We start from the raw sequence: 16,852 nt of genomic DNA, 5'->3' as shown, positions 1-16,852 counted from the left end.
CGTTACTTGTGATGCCACATTACCCGCCGCATCACTCACGTTATACGTCACACTGTAATTACCAACCGCATTAATATTTATATTACTGCTCGTGATTATAGTTGCGGTTATGTTGCCATCAATATTATCTGACGCAGTAGCACCCGCATCATTATAGGTGCTGCCCAATTCTACATTTACCGGAGTTGAACCGAGCAATGATATTACCGGTGGGGTAACATCCGCGGTTACATTAACCACGCGCGTAACAGTAGAAGCCGCATTACCCGCTGCATCACTGACGTTATAACTAACACTGTAATTACCCACTTCACTGGTATTTACATTACTGCTCGTGATTATGTTCGCAGTTAAATTTCCATCGATATTATCTGAAGCAGTAGCTCCTGCATCATTATAAGTACTACCCAGTTCTATATTTACAGGGCTAACACCAAGTAAACTGATCACCGGTGCAATTACATCCGATGAAACACTCTCAACCGTGATAGTAATTATCTCTGAATCACTCTCTACAGGTATTCCGTTATCTGTAACAGTAAAACTGACCTGGTAGCTACCCGCCTGACCGGTAACAGGCGTCCAGTTAAAGGCTGCTGTGCCATCACCATTATCATATAAAACAGCTCCTGTTGGACCACCGCTCATTGAAAAACTATGACTATCACCATCATCAAGATCACTCGAACTCAACGACACATTCAAAAATATATTTTCATTTACTGACTGATCACCAACAGGATTTAATACGGGTACATTATTTGCCGGTACAGACTGGGTTGTGGCTATAACAAAATCATCTGTAAAGACAAATAATTCCTGCCCAATTTTTCCACTCAGTTCACGAAATTCGAAACTGCTAAAGCCTGACACTGAAGCATCAATTACACCAAAAAAATAAAATTCAGAATCGGGTAAAGTACCCATCGAATATTGATTTACTCCATCAAGAATGACAGCAATACTAGCTCCTGAATAACCGGTAAAGTAACCACCAACACCATGCAATGCAGTTCCACTACCACTTAACCCATCATATGGAAGACAATTTTCAGGTGGGGAATTTATATCACAATCAACAGCTAAACCTGTTGCAAAACCATGCTCGGGATCAAAACCTCCCCATAAACCAGTACGTGCTGCACCAGAACCCGTAGTAATACCGTTTGTATCCGTATGATTAGTTGTCCAGGTGATCTGCTTACTGGTTATAGCTGGTGCTGTAAAGATCGCACCATAATCAGGTGTACGCACACTATCCCAAACTGTTCCTTCAAAACCTTCAACGAAAAAGTTATAACCCAGTTCAGATAATTTATTTCGATATGAATCTTCATTCCAGCATGAGAATATATCTGGACCTCCCGTGCAGGCTGTTAATGTAACTGTTGCGGGTGAACTGACATCAGTACCTAAATACGTTTCATAGGTAAATGAATCTGAACCGTTAAAATTTGCATTAGGGATATATTCGAAAGACCCGTCTTCACACAACTTTAAAGCAGCATCTGCCGGGCAAGATAAAGTTCCACTAGAAACACCCGTTAACAACCTGACTGCCGCACCATTCTCATCAGCTTGCTGACCATCCAGGGTATCATTTTTCATTACACCTGGAGACTCAACCTGAAGAAATTTCGTATCGGGTATGCCATATTCTTCATCTGCCGCTACTAGAACTGCAGCAGAAGCAATACTACTGCTAAAAAAATACAGGCAAAATATATAAATAAGATTCTGGCGAATAGTCATTTGAAAACTTCCTTTACTAAACCCTCTACTGGCGTTTAAAAATCTAAAGGGGTAATTTTTTATACTGCTTTATACAGGTGGACAAAGACCGCCTGTTTATAAATTAAAAATCACCACTTTATATAAACTAAACCCTCTCTCAGGTTCATCATTCTTTTTAAATTCACCAACATTACAATATTAATTATGACAAGCCTTTGAGCTCTCATACTTGCAGATAATCCAGACTCATAATCTATAGCTATATAGACAAAATGAATCTGGATACTGGTTAATTTAAATTCTATTACCTTAGTTTAATTATCTGATCCTAATTATCGGATTCGGCATGATTTATTATTACTGCAATCTGTGTCCTGACAATCAAGCAGTCCATCTAAATCATTATCTATACCATCGGAACAACTTTTACCTTTGCCTTCAACACCAAAGACAGGTTCAGTCGTACCACCATCACTTCCTCCATCAGGAGCAGGGCATGATTTACCTTTGGTTCGATCTACACCATCACAGTTCTGGTCAATGCCATCACGTTTAATATCACAGGCATCAGGATTAATCGTCGCATCAAATTGATTACAATCCAGTTCTGTACCACAACCAGCTTCTGCAAAAAAACCATCACTATCAGCATCTGTGCAGACTGGAGCAGGACTGCTTGCGAGCAAATTATTAGCTGCGACCGCATCTATCATTCCATATCCATAAACATTATCTGCACCGACTGCACCTAAATCAGCTGCTGAATTAGTCAGAGCCTGTTCAAGTTCTGCCACAGAAGAAGTCGGGTTAGCCTGACGTAATATAGCCATGGTAGCGGCTACATGTGGTGCCGCAAAAGAGGTACCAGAAACTGATTTATATGACTCAGGAAACACACCGCCAAAAGTAAGATCTGCTGCTTTAACGCCGACACCAGGTGCAACAACTTCAGGAAAAAAAGCACCATCACAGGCAGATGGACCACGACTACTACTGCTAGCAATATTTAAAGAAGAATCTACTGATCCAACTGCAAAACTATCAGTATTATCACCCGGGCTTACACTACCCGATGCACCCTGATTACCAGCAGAGAAAACAACCGCAATACCTGCTGCCTTAAGAATTTGAATATCGTTATTGAATTCCGAATAACACTGCCCAACGAGATCAGGAAAACCCCATGAGTTATTTACTACATCAGGAATATCATTTGTTCCTGGATTGCCGTCCGGGTCGAGTAACCACTGAAATCCAAGATGGATACCACTCAGAGAAGCGATACCTGCATCATTAAAAATTTTAACCGCAATCCATTGAGCTCCCGGAGAAACACCAATACTCGTTCCACCAGCATCACCACCCACCATCAGACTCATCGTCTGTGTGCCATGACCTTCTTTATCATAAGGCGTTAAATGTTCATAATTTGGATCAAACCAGCTGTTATTTCCTGCACGCCATGAAGCCGCTAAGTCAGGATGATCAACATCTACACCTGTATCCATATTGGCAACAACAGTTCCTGATCCATCAAAACCTGCATTCCATAATTCGGTTGCGCGAATACTATTCAGATTCCACTCCGGTGTCGCTACAGCAGCTAGTTCAGGAGTGGGTGCTGCAAGTGTGTCGTCAAGCTGAATACTATCAACCTCAGACAGGTTTGCTAAAGCCTGTATTGCATCTGGACTTGCTGTAACAGCTAGTGCATTAATTGACCAGAGCTGAATCAGGCGCCCGGCACCTTTGCCTCTTAATAATTTAACCGCTTCTGCCTGGCTTGAATCAGCCTGATTCCGTAACGCCCAGAGCATACTTGAAAGCTCTACGCCTTTTCCTTTTCCTCTACCTGGAAATGAACTCAGATCAAGCTGGTCAGTAAATTTAACAATAAACTGAACATCATCACCGGCTTGCATGGCCTGCTTTAAATCAGCTCCAATCACACCTGCATTTACTGATGATATTGATAAAGCAGATACACAACAGGCAGCTGCCAGTAAAGATAATTTACCCGAAAATCGTCTGCTCATTTTATTCAACCTCTATATCCGTAACTCGAAAATCACCAATTGCCACAGTGACTTTATCGCCTTTATGAACCAGTCGATGGTGATTACCAAAAAACATCCAGTAAGTTCTTCCTTCCTGTGGTGTATTGGAATTACGCAGGGACCCAAGCTTTGCGGTATTAGGAACGCCCAATGATTTACCCGTCTCCTGATGAATCAGATAAGGCTTGGTTTGTCTTACAAATAGTGGCGCCGATTTAACAGCATCCAGCACACGATAACGAAAATCGACCATGTGGCCTGATGCAACACTGCGCATAGCTACCAGCTCAATACCCCATTTTTCATTTAAGGCCTGTTTTTGATTATTACTTTGATAACTAATTTCATTCTTATCAGTAACAATTGCATCGGTGACAAAAGGTGTGCCCATAGCAATCGCAAAAAGCAATAAACAAGTAGCTGTAATTACCTTATTTTTAACCATAATCTCAGCAATGGATGTGTTAAAACTCATAATCTTATTCCTTTTTTCATTTCGTCCTCCATCTCCTAACGGCTAACTCCCTTTCAGTTATTAACTAAAAGGAAATTGCCGTTATATAGATAAAGACGTCTCTTCTCTACTATCTAACTACATTCACTCTTACAGTCACTTCATTTGATACCGCACCATCAGCATCTGTAACGGTATAGTTAAAGGTATCCGTTCCACGGAAGTTACGCTTAGGAGAATAGTTAACACCATTGGTCACTACAGTTACCGAACCACCACGAGTTGATATTGATCCCGTGGTAACCGTGATCTGAGCAGCCGCTACATTACCCAGGGAATCTTTAAGATTACCGTCGGCATCTGTGTCGTTATTAGTCAGATTAATAAAGCTAGCCGGGCTATTTCTTTGAACAGTAGTCGAATCTTCGAGTGCTACCGGCGCACTATTAGGCTGGGAAATAATATTAAGTGTCACTGTTGCAGGAATCGCACTATTTTCAGTGCCATCATTTGCATAATAAGTGAAACTCACTGAGCTACCAGCAGGTGTAAGTCCAGGATCATAATCAAAAGAGCCATTACTGTTTAATGACGTTAATGTACCCTGTAACAGAGACGTATCCAGAATTGCGCTAACTGCATCACCATCAACATCTGTGTCGTTACTGCACACTCCGTTGATTTCTGTCACATTCAGTACAGCACCCTCAATAACATCGTAAACATTATCAACAGCTACCGGTGCATCATTCACTGCATTAACAGTAATAGAAGCACTCACAACATTACTATCCAGAGAACCATCATTTACTTTGTAAGTAAAACTATCCTGACCATTGAAATTTGCATTAGGCGTATAGGTGAAGGAACCATCACTTGCCAGCCCTGAACTGAGTGCACCACTAGACGGAGCACTCACCAGAATAGCACTTAAGCCAGAACCATCGTTACCAAGCACACCCGGTGCCGCAACCACAAATGCAGTATCTTCATCCGTACTATAAACATCAGCAGTAGCGACTGGTGCGCCAACCCCTGCCGTTACATTTAATGAAGTAGCCATGCCATTGCCGCGGCGATCATAGATAACGTGGTCACCCGCAGTTGCAGCCTGCCACATTGAATCAATCGTTTTACCCGCTGCCAGATTGACAGAGTACTGCTGTTTAACAAATGGATAAGCATTACCATCTTCAGCAATCAGCGTCATGTAACCACCATTAAGTGCGGGCACATGAAAATCCAGACCTGCATTCAGGAAGCGTAATATGGTTGGCTGGTTGGTATCACCTGCTGAAATAACAGACTGAGTATCCGAACCATTAACCAGATAATGTCTTGGGTTATAACCTAATGGTGTCGCAGCAGCCGGTGGGTTATGTAGAGCGGGGTCAATTTCACTGTACAGTAATGTCACATCACCACTGGTTCCAGCGTAATCACCCACGGTAAGTGCGCCATATAAACCCATCTGTACCTGTTTAGCCGGATGACTACCACTTTGATAAAGATAGGTACCCGATTTAACACCTGCCCAGTTATAAGTTGCAATACCACCATTAGCCGCAGCCTCTGTAGTAAATGCAGTCACCCTTCCACTTGCATTTCTTACCGGAGTAAAACTTGCGGGCTGACCAGGAATAACAATAGAAACCGACTCACTTAAACAGTTACGTAAGTTAATCGTCAGGTTTCCTGCGACCAGGTCTGCATCTGTCAATTGAGGACCGGTATTCCAGCTAACTGGTGCTGCCGGACAGGTACCTGTATCAGCTGAAAACCCCCACATCGTAATGGGTGCTCCACCTGCCGGTGTCCATGTTCCTTCAACCGCCATAAGATCAACTGCATATGAGGCCGGTGCTACACCAAGACCTGCTAATAACAACGCCAGACTGATCGGTTTAATTTTGAATGTCTTTTTATTCATCTCATTGTTCTCCTATGATCAATCAATTGGCACGTTATAGGCTTCGATGATCATCATGGTCATCATGCCGCCAGGGAAGATATCGTAATTAGCCAGCTCTTTTTCAGTGTGGGAATGCCACATAAAACTAAAGCCACCATTAGGATTAAGACCACCTTCACCGGGTGGTAAAGCAGCGAGGCTACCCAGATATGGGCTACCACTCCACCAGCCACCAAATGCCAGGTCCTGTTTCTCAGGTAGAACAACAGGGAAAGGTTTACCGTGATCAGGGCAATACTCATTGGTCACAGGATCGAAGCCAGGAGATGCTGTAGTCAGGCCATTACAGGTATGTGCCATTTCTGGCCACACATCCGAACCACCATAAACATCCCAGTTAAGACCTTCACCAGTCCACTCAAATATGCCATCACTGGTCTTGCCAGGAATCGCTTTTGTGGTAAATACTTCCGTAGAAAGATCAGGACCCATGCCCGGTGCACTTTCTAACATACGACCATCATTAGCAATAATGCGAGCATGCTCACCATGATGGTGGAACGGATGCATATCACGTCCAGCTCCCACTACGCGCATCAACAACTTATCGCCGGGATGCATGCGAGGTACGGATTTATATGGCTGAGTTGGTAACCAGTTAACATAGCTTTCACTAAAGTTATCCGGTGCAGTTCGGCCATTAATAAACCAGTAGTTTGAGAAGTAATTATCGAGAAGAGCCTGTAGCGCAGGTGTATCTACACCATTCATTTCAACTTCAGTATGGATACGTGGATCCATTTCCGTGAGGAAAAATAACTCTTCATAATCATAAGCGGTATCTGCATGATTATAAGCCTGCCCACTGGTTGCAGGACGGACAATCATTGCACCCGTTAAACCCATTTCAACCTGTAGACCCGGGTTTGTACCACTGTGATATGTATAGGTACCCGCGTGACTGGCAGTAAAGGTATAACTCACCACGTCACCGTCTGCTTCAGCTTCCATAGCCAGAGTACCCTGCGGGCAAGCTCCCGTTGTACAGGATGCAGAAACATCCTGCCCTGGAAAAACCATAGACACATTCGGTACATTACCGGTTGTCACACTCAGGTTATTTTTCAAATTAATCGTAACCGTATCACCCTGGTTAACAATCAATGTAGGTGCCGGATACTGGGCGCGCGTTCCAAAACCAGACAGATTATTATCATCTGCATAACCCCAGAGCAGCACACTGCCACCATCCGCTGTACTAATATGATCAACTTTGGCTGTCATATTAAAAGTTGTTCCCGTAATACCATCAATAGCAGCGTTAACACCGGTATTTCCCAGGGCCATTAACACCCCCGCGAACACGGCAGAAACTTTCGCTCCTCGTAAAACTTTTTTATTCATTTTCCTGTTCATTTTATATTCCTCGCCGTTTCGCTCAGTTAATAATTATCTCAGTCATCATGCCGCCAAACTCTTCAGAATCGTTACTGAGGTAGTTGAGGTTTGAACTGTAAAGATAGTAAGTACCTGCTGCCACACCGGCAGTATCCAGAATAACGTCAAATGACTCACCGCCACCGACGGTCACCGAATTGGTATCGTAATAAAGATTAGTTACACCATTTGCTGTGCGTAGCTGTTTAGCATCTTTACCCACAACCTTCATCGGAATACCCAGACTCTGTAATGTGTAGAAACGTGTAATTGCCAGATTAGATATACGAAGTAGTACTTTTTGGCCAGCCGTTGCCGTAATCAAAGAGCTAACCGGCTGACTCGTTGGAACGATAGGATTATCAGGTCCTGCAAAACTGCCTGGGGTTGGTGGGAAAGTATCTGTTCTGGCATCCACTGTATGAGGATAACCACGACCATTAATCATCGGGTAGTTATCTTTCATTAGAGCAAAAGGTAGAGGCTGCGTACTTTCACTGGCATCATGAAAAGCGCCATCAAAAGAGCCCAACTGAATAGGAAACTCAACATCATAATAAGTTGAGCCATCACCATCATTATAAGCATACTGATTACCTGTCTGATGGATAAATCCATTTAGATCAGTACCCGCTGCTAATTTATTCTGTCCAGCTTTAATATAAAGGTTACCTAACATTCCCATCTGCATATGTTCAGTTGCTTCAACATGACAGTGGTACATATAGGTACCGGGATCATTAAGTTTGTAATAGTAAGTTAATGTAGCTCCCATACCGATAGATAACGCACTTTCAGGTAAGCCATCAAAAACAGTAGACGATTGTGGGAAGCCATGAAAGTGAGCTGAATGCGGATCAAATAAATCAGGTCGCATCAACATACCAACGTTAGTCAGGCTAAGATAAAATTCCTGCCCTTCTTCAAGCTCAATGGTAGGCGCCGGCCATTCATGCGCTAGCATACCCGCTTGAATCATGGCGTCCTTCTGAGCTTTTGTCTTCGTAGGCAAACCTGTTACATCAGCGAAACTAAAAATATAACTCGACGTGCCGTCACCCATGGTTGCATAACCATCTCCTGCAGACAGATGCATGCACTTGATATCAGGGTTGGCTGTCTCGCCTCCTGCATCCCCTATAACTGCGCTACCATCTCTGTCACCTGGGCACTGTACCTGCACCGCAGCAGAAAGATGTGATGATCCAAAAATCAGGCCAATGGCCAGAGGAAGCAACGCTATTTTAATATGATCTTTTTTCATTTGTATTTACCTCTAGTTTGAGCAATCTCCCGCCGATCAATGCCGGCGGGATTTGTCCATGTAAACGACTCCAGGTTATTGAAGCTCATCCGCACCAATATCGAAGCCAATACCTGCTGCTCGTGGCTCGCCATCAATATCATTAAGAATTCCAGCATCTGATCCTGCATCCAGCGCAGTTGAACTACTCTGAATATGGTAATCACCTAGCAATACACCAGACTCTGTATCTGTCTGTGTCAACGGCCCATAACGAAGGCGAATGAAGTTACCACCCTCATCAAAGGCAGGAGGAGCCTGCATGGAAGTTGTACCCTCAAGAATGAGCGTAGTGGTATTACGATTACCGTTAACATACTCGGATACGAAGCCAGGATTAGCACCTGTAGTAGTACTCGATATACAGTCAGTGCATGGTAATGCCCCCACTGCAAGATCATCATAAACCGGTGCATTACCACCCGCACAGGTCAGACCCGAGTCACCATTTATATCAGGACATAAACCATTAACAGAAGGAGTCTGAGATGTATCACTCATCCAGAAAAACTGTCTGTTGTGCCAGATAATATTGTCAACCAGATTTGTTGCTGCAAGTCCTGCAACGGCCTCTTCGCTTACAAGATAACCCGCAAGATCTGCACTATGAGCACGTGAAATAATACCTGCACCTGGCTGCGCTACTGATATTTCAGGCGCACCTGGCACAAACGCGCCACTCGCTGTAGATGTAATATCATTATTTGCAATCGTGTTATGAACGATATTAACGCCCATAGCATCCTGTATTGAGATACCACCACCCGACAGGGCGGCAACATTATTAACAATAATGTTGTTAGTTACATTAACCGTATAGTCAAAACTTACAGCACCCTGATTACTAACACTTACATCCTGTCCGTTGATACGACTCAGACGAATACCTGCACCATCACCGGCACCCGCAGAGTTACCCTTAATCAGATTACCGTTGATTTCTACAGAACCTGCACCAGGACTTAATATCTGGTCAGGATCCGTTAGACAGGCTGTATCCTGTAAACCCGTATCTGGATTTATTGGGCAACCAAAAGCAGGTAAACCCGCAATCAGAATACCGCCACCATTTACAGATTTACCCTGGTTGAAGTTCTCATTAAACAACACCGTATTGTTCTGAATTAAACCATCTTCGCTTAATCCAAAATGAGCAATACCGGCACCACTTGCATTGGTAAAGTTGCCACAAACAAAGTTATCAGTAACCTGGTAGTTATCTGAACCCGTATGTAGAGCAACACCGCCACCAGCACCATCAAGTCCACCGTTCTGAGTAATGGTATTGTGATGAATACGCACATTATCATTACTTGAATCAGAGTAAGAGAAGTTACCGTTTTGCTGAACTGATAGCATTGGATGACCAACACGCACACCACCAGCAAAGAAGGCACTGTTATTAACAACTCGAAGATTGGAAATATCCAGGAAGTCAGCATATCCATTAACAACAACACCGCCACCAGTATCTGCACCGGTGATAGTCATGCCATCAATACGTGAACCCCTGTTTCTAGGTGAACTATAACTGCTATTACCATTACTTCTAGCCAGTACAAATACACCCGCACCTTCTTCAGTAAAGAATGTTTCTGGCTCAATACCGCCAAAGCCTAATTCCTGACCAGGTGCACGAGTAATAACATTTCTGCTTTCAAGGTTTTCAACCAGCCTTCTCCAGGCAGCCAGTTTTTCAAATGGAGTCTTGATAGCATCAATCGTTACAGAACCTTCACCCCAGCCCTGAAGCTGAACAGGTTTCCACATAACAACCATTTCATTGTATGTACCCGGTGCTATCAGAATAAGATCATTAGCAGCAGCAGCATTTATCGCATCCTGAATTGCTCCAGGACCTTCAGTGACTGCAATTACATTTGATCCATTACGAAGACCAACCTGTACCGTAATACCGGTAATAGTAGAAGTGCCATCTGCTTTAGTAACAACTAACTGATGAGCACCTGCAGGAACACCTGCAACCGTTGCATCAATTTTGCCATCACTCCAGTTGTCGATAGCAACTGAAACACCACCGATTGTTACTGTGCCCTGTGTTCCACCAAAACCATAATCTCGAACAACAGTCTTGGGAGCCAGGCTACCAACACCACCATAAGCCGGGTTTGGAACTTGACGTGATCCCATAGAGTCAATAACGATACCGCCGGCAACAATATTGCCCTGCTGATCTAAAGGAATATATGGACCACCACCTTCACCATTAGCAGGTACACTCACACTATTAATTTTTGGTGTGCCTGCAATATATTCACAATCAAGCGGATTCTGATCAGAGCCAGCAAAAGCAGCAACAGGAACAACAGGCGTATCTAAGTACGTCGTAGAACCCGGCATATACTGGAATGTATAACAGAACTGACTGTATTGTGGATTGTGCAATGGATCATCTGCACCATTGGGTAATGTCTTCGCATTCATGCAGGTAGTCAGCATGTTTGGCGAGATACCACTTGGCTGACCCAGATTTTCAGTGAATGTAGAAGGAATCAGTGCATTGTAAACACCATACTCATCCGAAACCGTGCGTGAAATTTCACGACCAGTCCAGTCACGAATTGATACCGGTAAGAATGGAGGTGCATATTTTTCACCAAACTGTGGTGAAGCTGGATCAAATTCATTCGCTGTATCATCAAGGATAAAGCCAACGAAATGCCCTGCAATAGGCACTTCTGTAAACAGGAAGAAATCAGCTGCTGCATTCGCACCATCAGTCAATACAACCGTCTTACGATCACAGTTCTTTAAGGTTGTACCCGCTAAAGGAGCTGGCTCACCTGGAAACAGACTTAACTCAGCTGGCACCACGTAGTCAGCACCTGAACAAACAGCGGGTAACAATTCAGGGCTAGGGAAGTAAGTATCACCAAAATCAACATTACGATCCTGTGACTTAATAACTTCATAACCATATGGAGGAACAACTTCTACCATATACTGGCCTGCTGGCATTATTACTGACTCTGCAGCACAAGCACCATCAACCAGTCCCGCTTCACAAATATCTGTGAAAGCATATCCGCCATCAAATACACCAGGACGAACCTGGTTCCATACACGCATACCATCATAACAATCGGCTGGGGCATCACGGAAAACATAAATATCCCGGTTTGCACCTGGCTGACAATCCGTAGGTAAACTATCGTCCCAACTATCTGTTTCTGTTGTCGCCAGTAACGTAGTACCCGTGATGTCGTATAGATTAACCGTAACACGTGGAATACCCGGCTCCCATGGCTCAGCCGCAGCCAGCTCTGGATCATTTTCAGCGCGGGTTACAGCATACATAACCATACCTGAAATACCGCCGTTCTCACCTGGGGCATAAGCTTTCTTACCCCATTGAATAACATTAGTCTGACCAAGGAATGCCTGAAACCCCTGAGAAAGAACAGGGCCAAGTTCGGTACGTGTATATTCACCATCAGCCTGTAACTGTGGATTTAGAACATCACCGAAAGTTAGCGGGTCACCAAAGTTAATCTGGCCACCATCATCAACAATACTTGTCATGCCTGTTGCTTTAAAGCGAGCAAAGTCAACTTCTGCAACTAACCATGAGAAGAATGGGAATATCTGATCAAAAGGCGCTACACCTTCACCATCAGTAGCAAAGGCCTGATACACAGTACCATCACGAAAACGTAAATTAACGTTTTGCTCAATCATGGGCTGTTCGCCACTATCCCAGATTCCATTTTCATTTTCATCGTTGTAAACATAGTGTTCCATACGTGCAAACCACTGGAACACAGGCACATCACCTAAATTACAACTCGTAAGTGCATTACAGGTGCCATCGGCAACTGCCTGAGTTGCTGCATCAGAATTTACAACAACTGTATTCTTGGAAAACAGTAAATCAAGATTATCGTCCCACACGACTAACTGATAACTTCCTGGAGGCACATTAGGAATAGCAAACGTTCCATCTTCATTCGCGCGAGCAGCATAAACGCCTTTACCAAGGCCTGCCGCACCCAGATTTAAACCAACCCAGGGAGTCGTATGAGGAAAAGGACCGCCATTATAAAAAGCCGTATCAGGTGGCGCAGAAAGATGCAGATTAACTACCTGACCACTGATAGTAGATCCACCAGTCAATACGGTCGCATCAATATATGGCTTATTTGCACCCGCTGGAACAAAACCAACCGAAACGTGAGGTCCTGGAGGTCCAAACTCACCAAAGTAAGCTGGCTCATTAGCCTTAACCCATGCATCTATTAACTTTGTACCCTCAATAGTTGAGGTTTGAACCCAGTTAGAACTTACGAAATTACCCGAGTCAGCAGGTGTTTCAACAGCATTAGGCGGCACTACTATCACACCGTATTTTCCTGGCGCCAGATTACGAACGGTCACTCGACCATCTGAACCGGTTAAGCAACCTGCACCGGCAACTGCGACTACAGGCTCACCCGTAGTCGCATCCGCTACAAACTGTTCGCCCGCATCATGGGTACCATTGTTATTTGCATCTGTATATTCATAACTGGTACATAGCGGGTTACCGAAAGCATCAAGACTTTGTATACCTGCTGAAGCACCATACTTTCCGCCCGCATCCTCAAGAATGATTGCAAAACCGGAAAGGCCCTGCTCACCAAGATCCCAGACATTATTAATTGGCGCAGTATCCGCATGCACAAAAACGGTAATCTGTGTAGTCGGAATAGGATTTCTATTAACAAAAACCGTTACCTCCTCTTTACCCGCTTTAAGCGGTGCACCACCGATTGAATAACCATCTGCTGGCAACACTGAAATGAAATAATTTTTTGTAGAATCAAGGCAGGGACCTGTTACATCAGCCGAACAGGTTGGTGGAAATTCATCAACACCTTCCGTTCCCTTGGCTACGACTGGCGCATAACTTTGATGAAAACTCACCGATACCGTATTACGGTCATCAGCCGTTCCTGTAACACCATCAGCACCTACCTGCCAGTTAGGGTCGATCACGGGAACACCAGCAGCTCTCTGCACAGTACCATCTGCATTTAAAGGAACATGATAAGTACCATCCTCCTCAATCAACCAGCGATAACCAGTAAGTGGTGTTTCTACCACTGGATTAACAGCATTATCAGCACCTGTTACCGTGAGTGTAAGAGCATTCACACTCGGAATCATTAATGCCGAAGACACGAACAAAAATAGTGCGCTTGTTAGTGTCTTCGGATTATGAGACTGTATTTTCAGTTTTTTGTATTCCATGGAATATCCCTCACCTCATTTATCATTTATCAATTACTTTTATTAACGATTCTGATTAAATCGTTTAATTGATATCAAGATTAGTGGGTCAACCCCGTATAATGATGGTAGGGTTTTCCCTACTCATGCTCTCAGAATTAATCCTTCTTTTCTCTGAAAACGCCATCCACCAACACTCTTAAGCATTTACGCTGTAAAAAACACCCCCCTCCCAAAACCTTGACTTATCTACGCACATGATTAGAAAATAAAACATCGGATCTATTTTTACCTGGAGTAATTACAACTGTGTTTCGAATTTCTATCATGCTGATGATTCTATTTGCCCCCTCTCAGGCAGTTGTCTTTGCTGAAACCTTAATCACATCAAAAGAAATACAGGCATCTGGCGAGCGCATGTATCGGGAAGGCATTCTGCCAAATGGGAAACCTATACAGTCCATGGTTTCTGCGGACGTTCCAGTTGATGGCAGGATGTTTACCTGTGTGAATTGCCACCAGAGAAGTGGACTGGGTTCAATAGAGGGCTCTGTTATTACCTGGCCCATCAATGGCAAAGAATTATTTACACCTCGAAGACGAACCGGTGCCTGGCACGCAGCCAAGCAGAAACAGGGACCAGGTGCGACGCAACGCTGGTCTCTTCCAACTCAATACCAGGCTGCAGATGCACGACCTTCATATACCAGTGAAACACTTGCGAAATTATTACGTGAGGGCATTGCCCCGGACGGAAGAATACTTAGTCGTGCTATGCCACGCTACCAGATCGATGACAGCAATATGGAAATACTGATTGAGTATCTGAAAAATCTCTCCATTGAGAATGATCCGGGAGTTGACGAAAAAAAGATTCGATTTGCCACTGTTATCACTGAAGGAGTATCAGCCGAAGATAAAAATGCAATGTTAGACGTATTAAAAGCCCATATTGACACCCATAACATTCAGACTCGCCCTCATAAACGCAGGGCTAACTCAGGCCCTTTCTATAAAACCGAGCAATATGGTGCCTACCGTCAGTTTGAGCTTGATATCTGGGAGCTAAGTGGACCACGGAACACCTGGCACTCACAACTTAAGACTTATTATCAGAACGCACCAGTTTTTGCCATGCTAGGTGGAATAGCAAAGGGAAGCTGGGATCCAATTCACCACTTCTGTGAAACAAAAAAAATTCCCTGTATATTCCCGATTACTGATCAGCCTGTTATTTCTAGTACTGACTGGTACACACTCTATCTTTCAAAAGGTTATTATCAGGAAGGGAATACAACTGCACGTTATTTACGCTCCGCTATCAAAAACAATGAGATTACTAACGTAATACAAATCTATAGAAAAGAAGAAGGTAAAGGAGCTATGCTGGCGCAAGGCTTCAGAGAAAACCTGACAAAAAAAGGGATGATTAAAATAACAGAGGTAATACTCAACGAGGGCGATTCAATTGAGGAAAAACTGTTGCAGCTCCCCTTTAAAGTTCAGACAACAGATACGATATTGTTGTGGCTCGAAAGCAATGATATGAGCGCTGCAACGAAATGGTTTGAAAAACAACCCCAACCACCCGGAGTGTTATTCGCATCCTGGAAACAACTGGAAGGTAACACATCAGTAATTGCAGAAAAATTACATGATAAAACTTATTTTACCTACCCCCGAGACCTGCCTGAAGATAATTTAAGAAAAATTAAAATAGTAAAACGCTGGCTTAATAACCGTAAAATCCCTGTCACTAATCTGGACATTCAGTCACAGATGTATTTTCTTGGATGGATGTTGCCGGGTGCTATTTCACATATGCGCAGTGAATTTTTCAGAGATTATTTTATTGAAAATTTCGATATGATGCATGATCAGGATTACGCAATACCTGTTTTCCCTCGTTTAACATTCGGGCCTGGCCAACGTTATGCATCCAAAGGCAGTTATATTGTAAAACTTGATAAAGACGAACAACAAAACCTGGTAAAAAAGAGCGAATGGATCATTCACTAATAACCAAACACCTTACAAAATGAGAGATATCACATGTCCGTAAAATCATTATTAAATAGTATTGCACTTCCTTTAGCGAGTATTATTGGAGTAAACCTCATGCTAGCATCAGGTACCGTAGCAGGCTCCCAGCAAGCTCAGGATGATCCCCATGCACATCATAAACACATGATGAAACAAACCGGTTATACCAGTTCATCACACCGTTATGAAATTCCAGAACTTTCTCTAATTGATACACATAACAACAAGCTCTCTTTCACAGAAATAATTAATACAGAAAAACCCGTCATATTAAATTTCATTTTCACTACCTGCACTACAATATGCCCTGTTCTCAGCGCCACCCTGTCCCAGGTAAAGCAGAAGCTTGGTGATGATGCACAAAACGTAAAAATGATATCGATTACAATTGACCCGGAACAGGATACACCTGAACGTTTAAAAGACTATGCGAGCAAATTCAAGGCCGGAGCTGACTGGCATTTTTTAACAGGCTCTATCGATGATATTATTACCACACAAAAAGCTTTTGACGCATACAAAGGTGACAAGATGAACCATATTCCGTTAACTTTTTTACGCAGTAAAACACCGAATAGCCCATGGATCAGACTGGAAGGATTTACCAGTGCAGCCGAAGTTTTAGCCGAACATCGTTTACAGTTATCAAATTAAAATTAACAGACAGAAAGTAGGTAGATCAA

Annotated in this window: 9 protein-coding genes; 2 read left to right on the top strand and 7 right to left on the bottom strand. The window is 43.4% G+C overall.

The window, feature by feature from the left end:
• The 7 genes from DIZ80_02120 to DIZ80_02090 all read right to left on the bottom strand — a co-directional run.
• On the bottom strand, positions 1–1,752 hold a 1,752-nt coding region (locus DIZ80_02120; GenBank protein RDH85745.1), incomplete at its 3' end, for a hypothetical protein.
• 314 nt (positions 1,753–2,066) lie between these two features.
• Entirely contained in the window at positions 2,067–3,770 is a 1,704-nt protein-coding gene (locus DIZ80_02115; protein RDH85744.1) for a hypothetical protein, read from the bottom strand.
• A gap of 1 nt (position 3,771) precedes the next feature.
• Positions 3,772–4,266, bottom strand: coding sequence for a hypothetical protein (locus DIZ80_02110; protein ID RDH85743.1), 495 nt, complete (start codon positions 4,264–4,266; stop codon positions 3,772–3,774).
• Positions 4,267–4,375: 109 nt separating this feature from the next.
• Complete coding sequence (locus DIZ80_02105) at positions 4,376–6,175, bottom strand: hypothetical protein (protein ID RDH85742.1); 1,800 nt, start codon at positions 6,173–6,175, stop codon at positions 4,376–4,378.
• Positions 6,176–6,193: 18 nt separating this feature from the next.
• The gene (locus tag DIZ80_02100) at positions 6,194–7,573 is read right to left on the bottom strand and encodes a hypothetical protein (protein ID RDH85741.1); all 1,380 of its coding nucleotides are present in this window, start codon (positions 7,571–7,573) and stop codon (positions 6,194–6,196) included.
• Positions 7,574–7,595: 22 nt separating this feature from the next.
• Positions 7,596–8,858 carry a hypothetical protein gene (locus DIZ80_02095; GenBank protein RDH85740.1) on the bottom strand — a complete coding sequence of 421 codons (1,263 nt, stop codon included), beginning with the start codon at positions 8,856–8,858 and terminating at the stop codon, positions 7,596–7,598.
• Positions 8,859–8,933: 75 nt separating this feature from the next.
• Positions 8,934–14,147, bottom strand: coding sequence for a hypothetical protein (locus DIZ80_02090; protein RDH85739.1), 5,214 nt, complete (start codon positions 14,145–14,147; stop codon positions 8,934–8,936).
• 306 nt (positions 14,148–14,453) lie between these two features.
• Between DIZ80_02090 and DIZ80_02085 the strand changes: the two genes are divergently transcribed.
• Both DIZ80_02085 and DIZ80_02080 read left to right on the top strand, forming a co-directional pair.
• Positions 14,454–16,145, top strand: a complete 1,692-nt coding sequence (locus tag DIZ80_02085; GenBank protein RDH85738.1) for an amino acid ABC transporter substrate-binding protein — start codon at positions 14,454–14,456, stop codon at positions 16,143–16,145.
• A 33-nt stretch (positions 16,146–16,178) separates the two neighbouring features.
• Complete coding sequence (locus tag DIZ80_02080) at positions 16,179–16,823, top strand: SCO family protein (GenBank protein ID RDH85737.1); 645 nt, start codon at positions 16,179–16,181, stop codon at positions 16,821–16,823.
• Positions 16,824–16,852 lie beyond the last annotated feature (29 nt).

It is taken from the genome of endosymbiont of Galathealinum brachiosum (genome assembly GCA_003349885.1).
Classification (GTDB): domain Bacteria; phylum Pseudomonadota; class Gammaproteobacteria; order SZUA-229; family SZUA-229; genus SZUA-229.
Note: the sequence above shows the minus strand (reverse complement) of the source record. Positions and strands in the feature narration are given on the sequence as shown.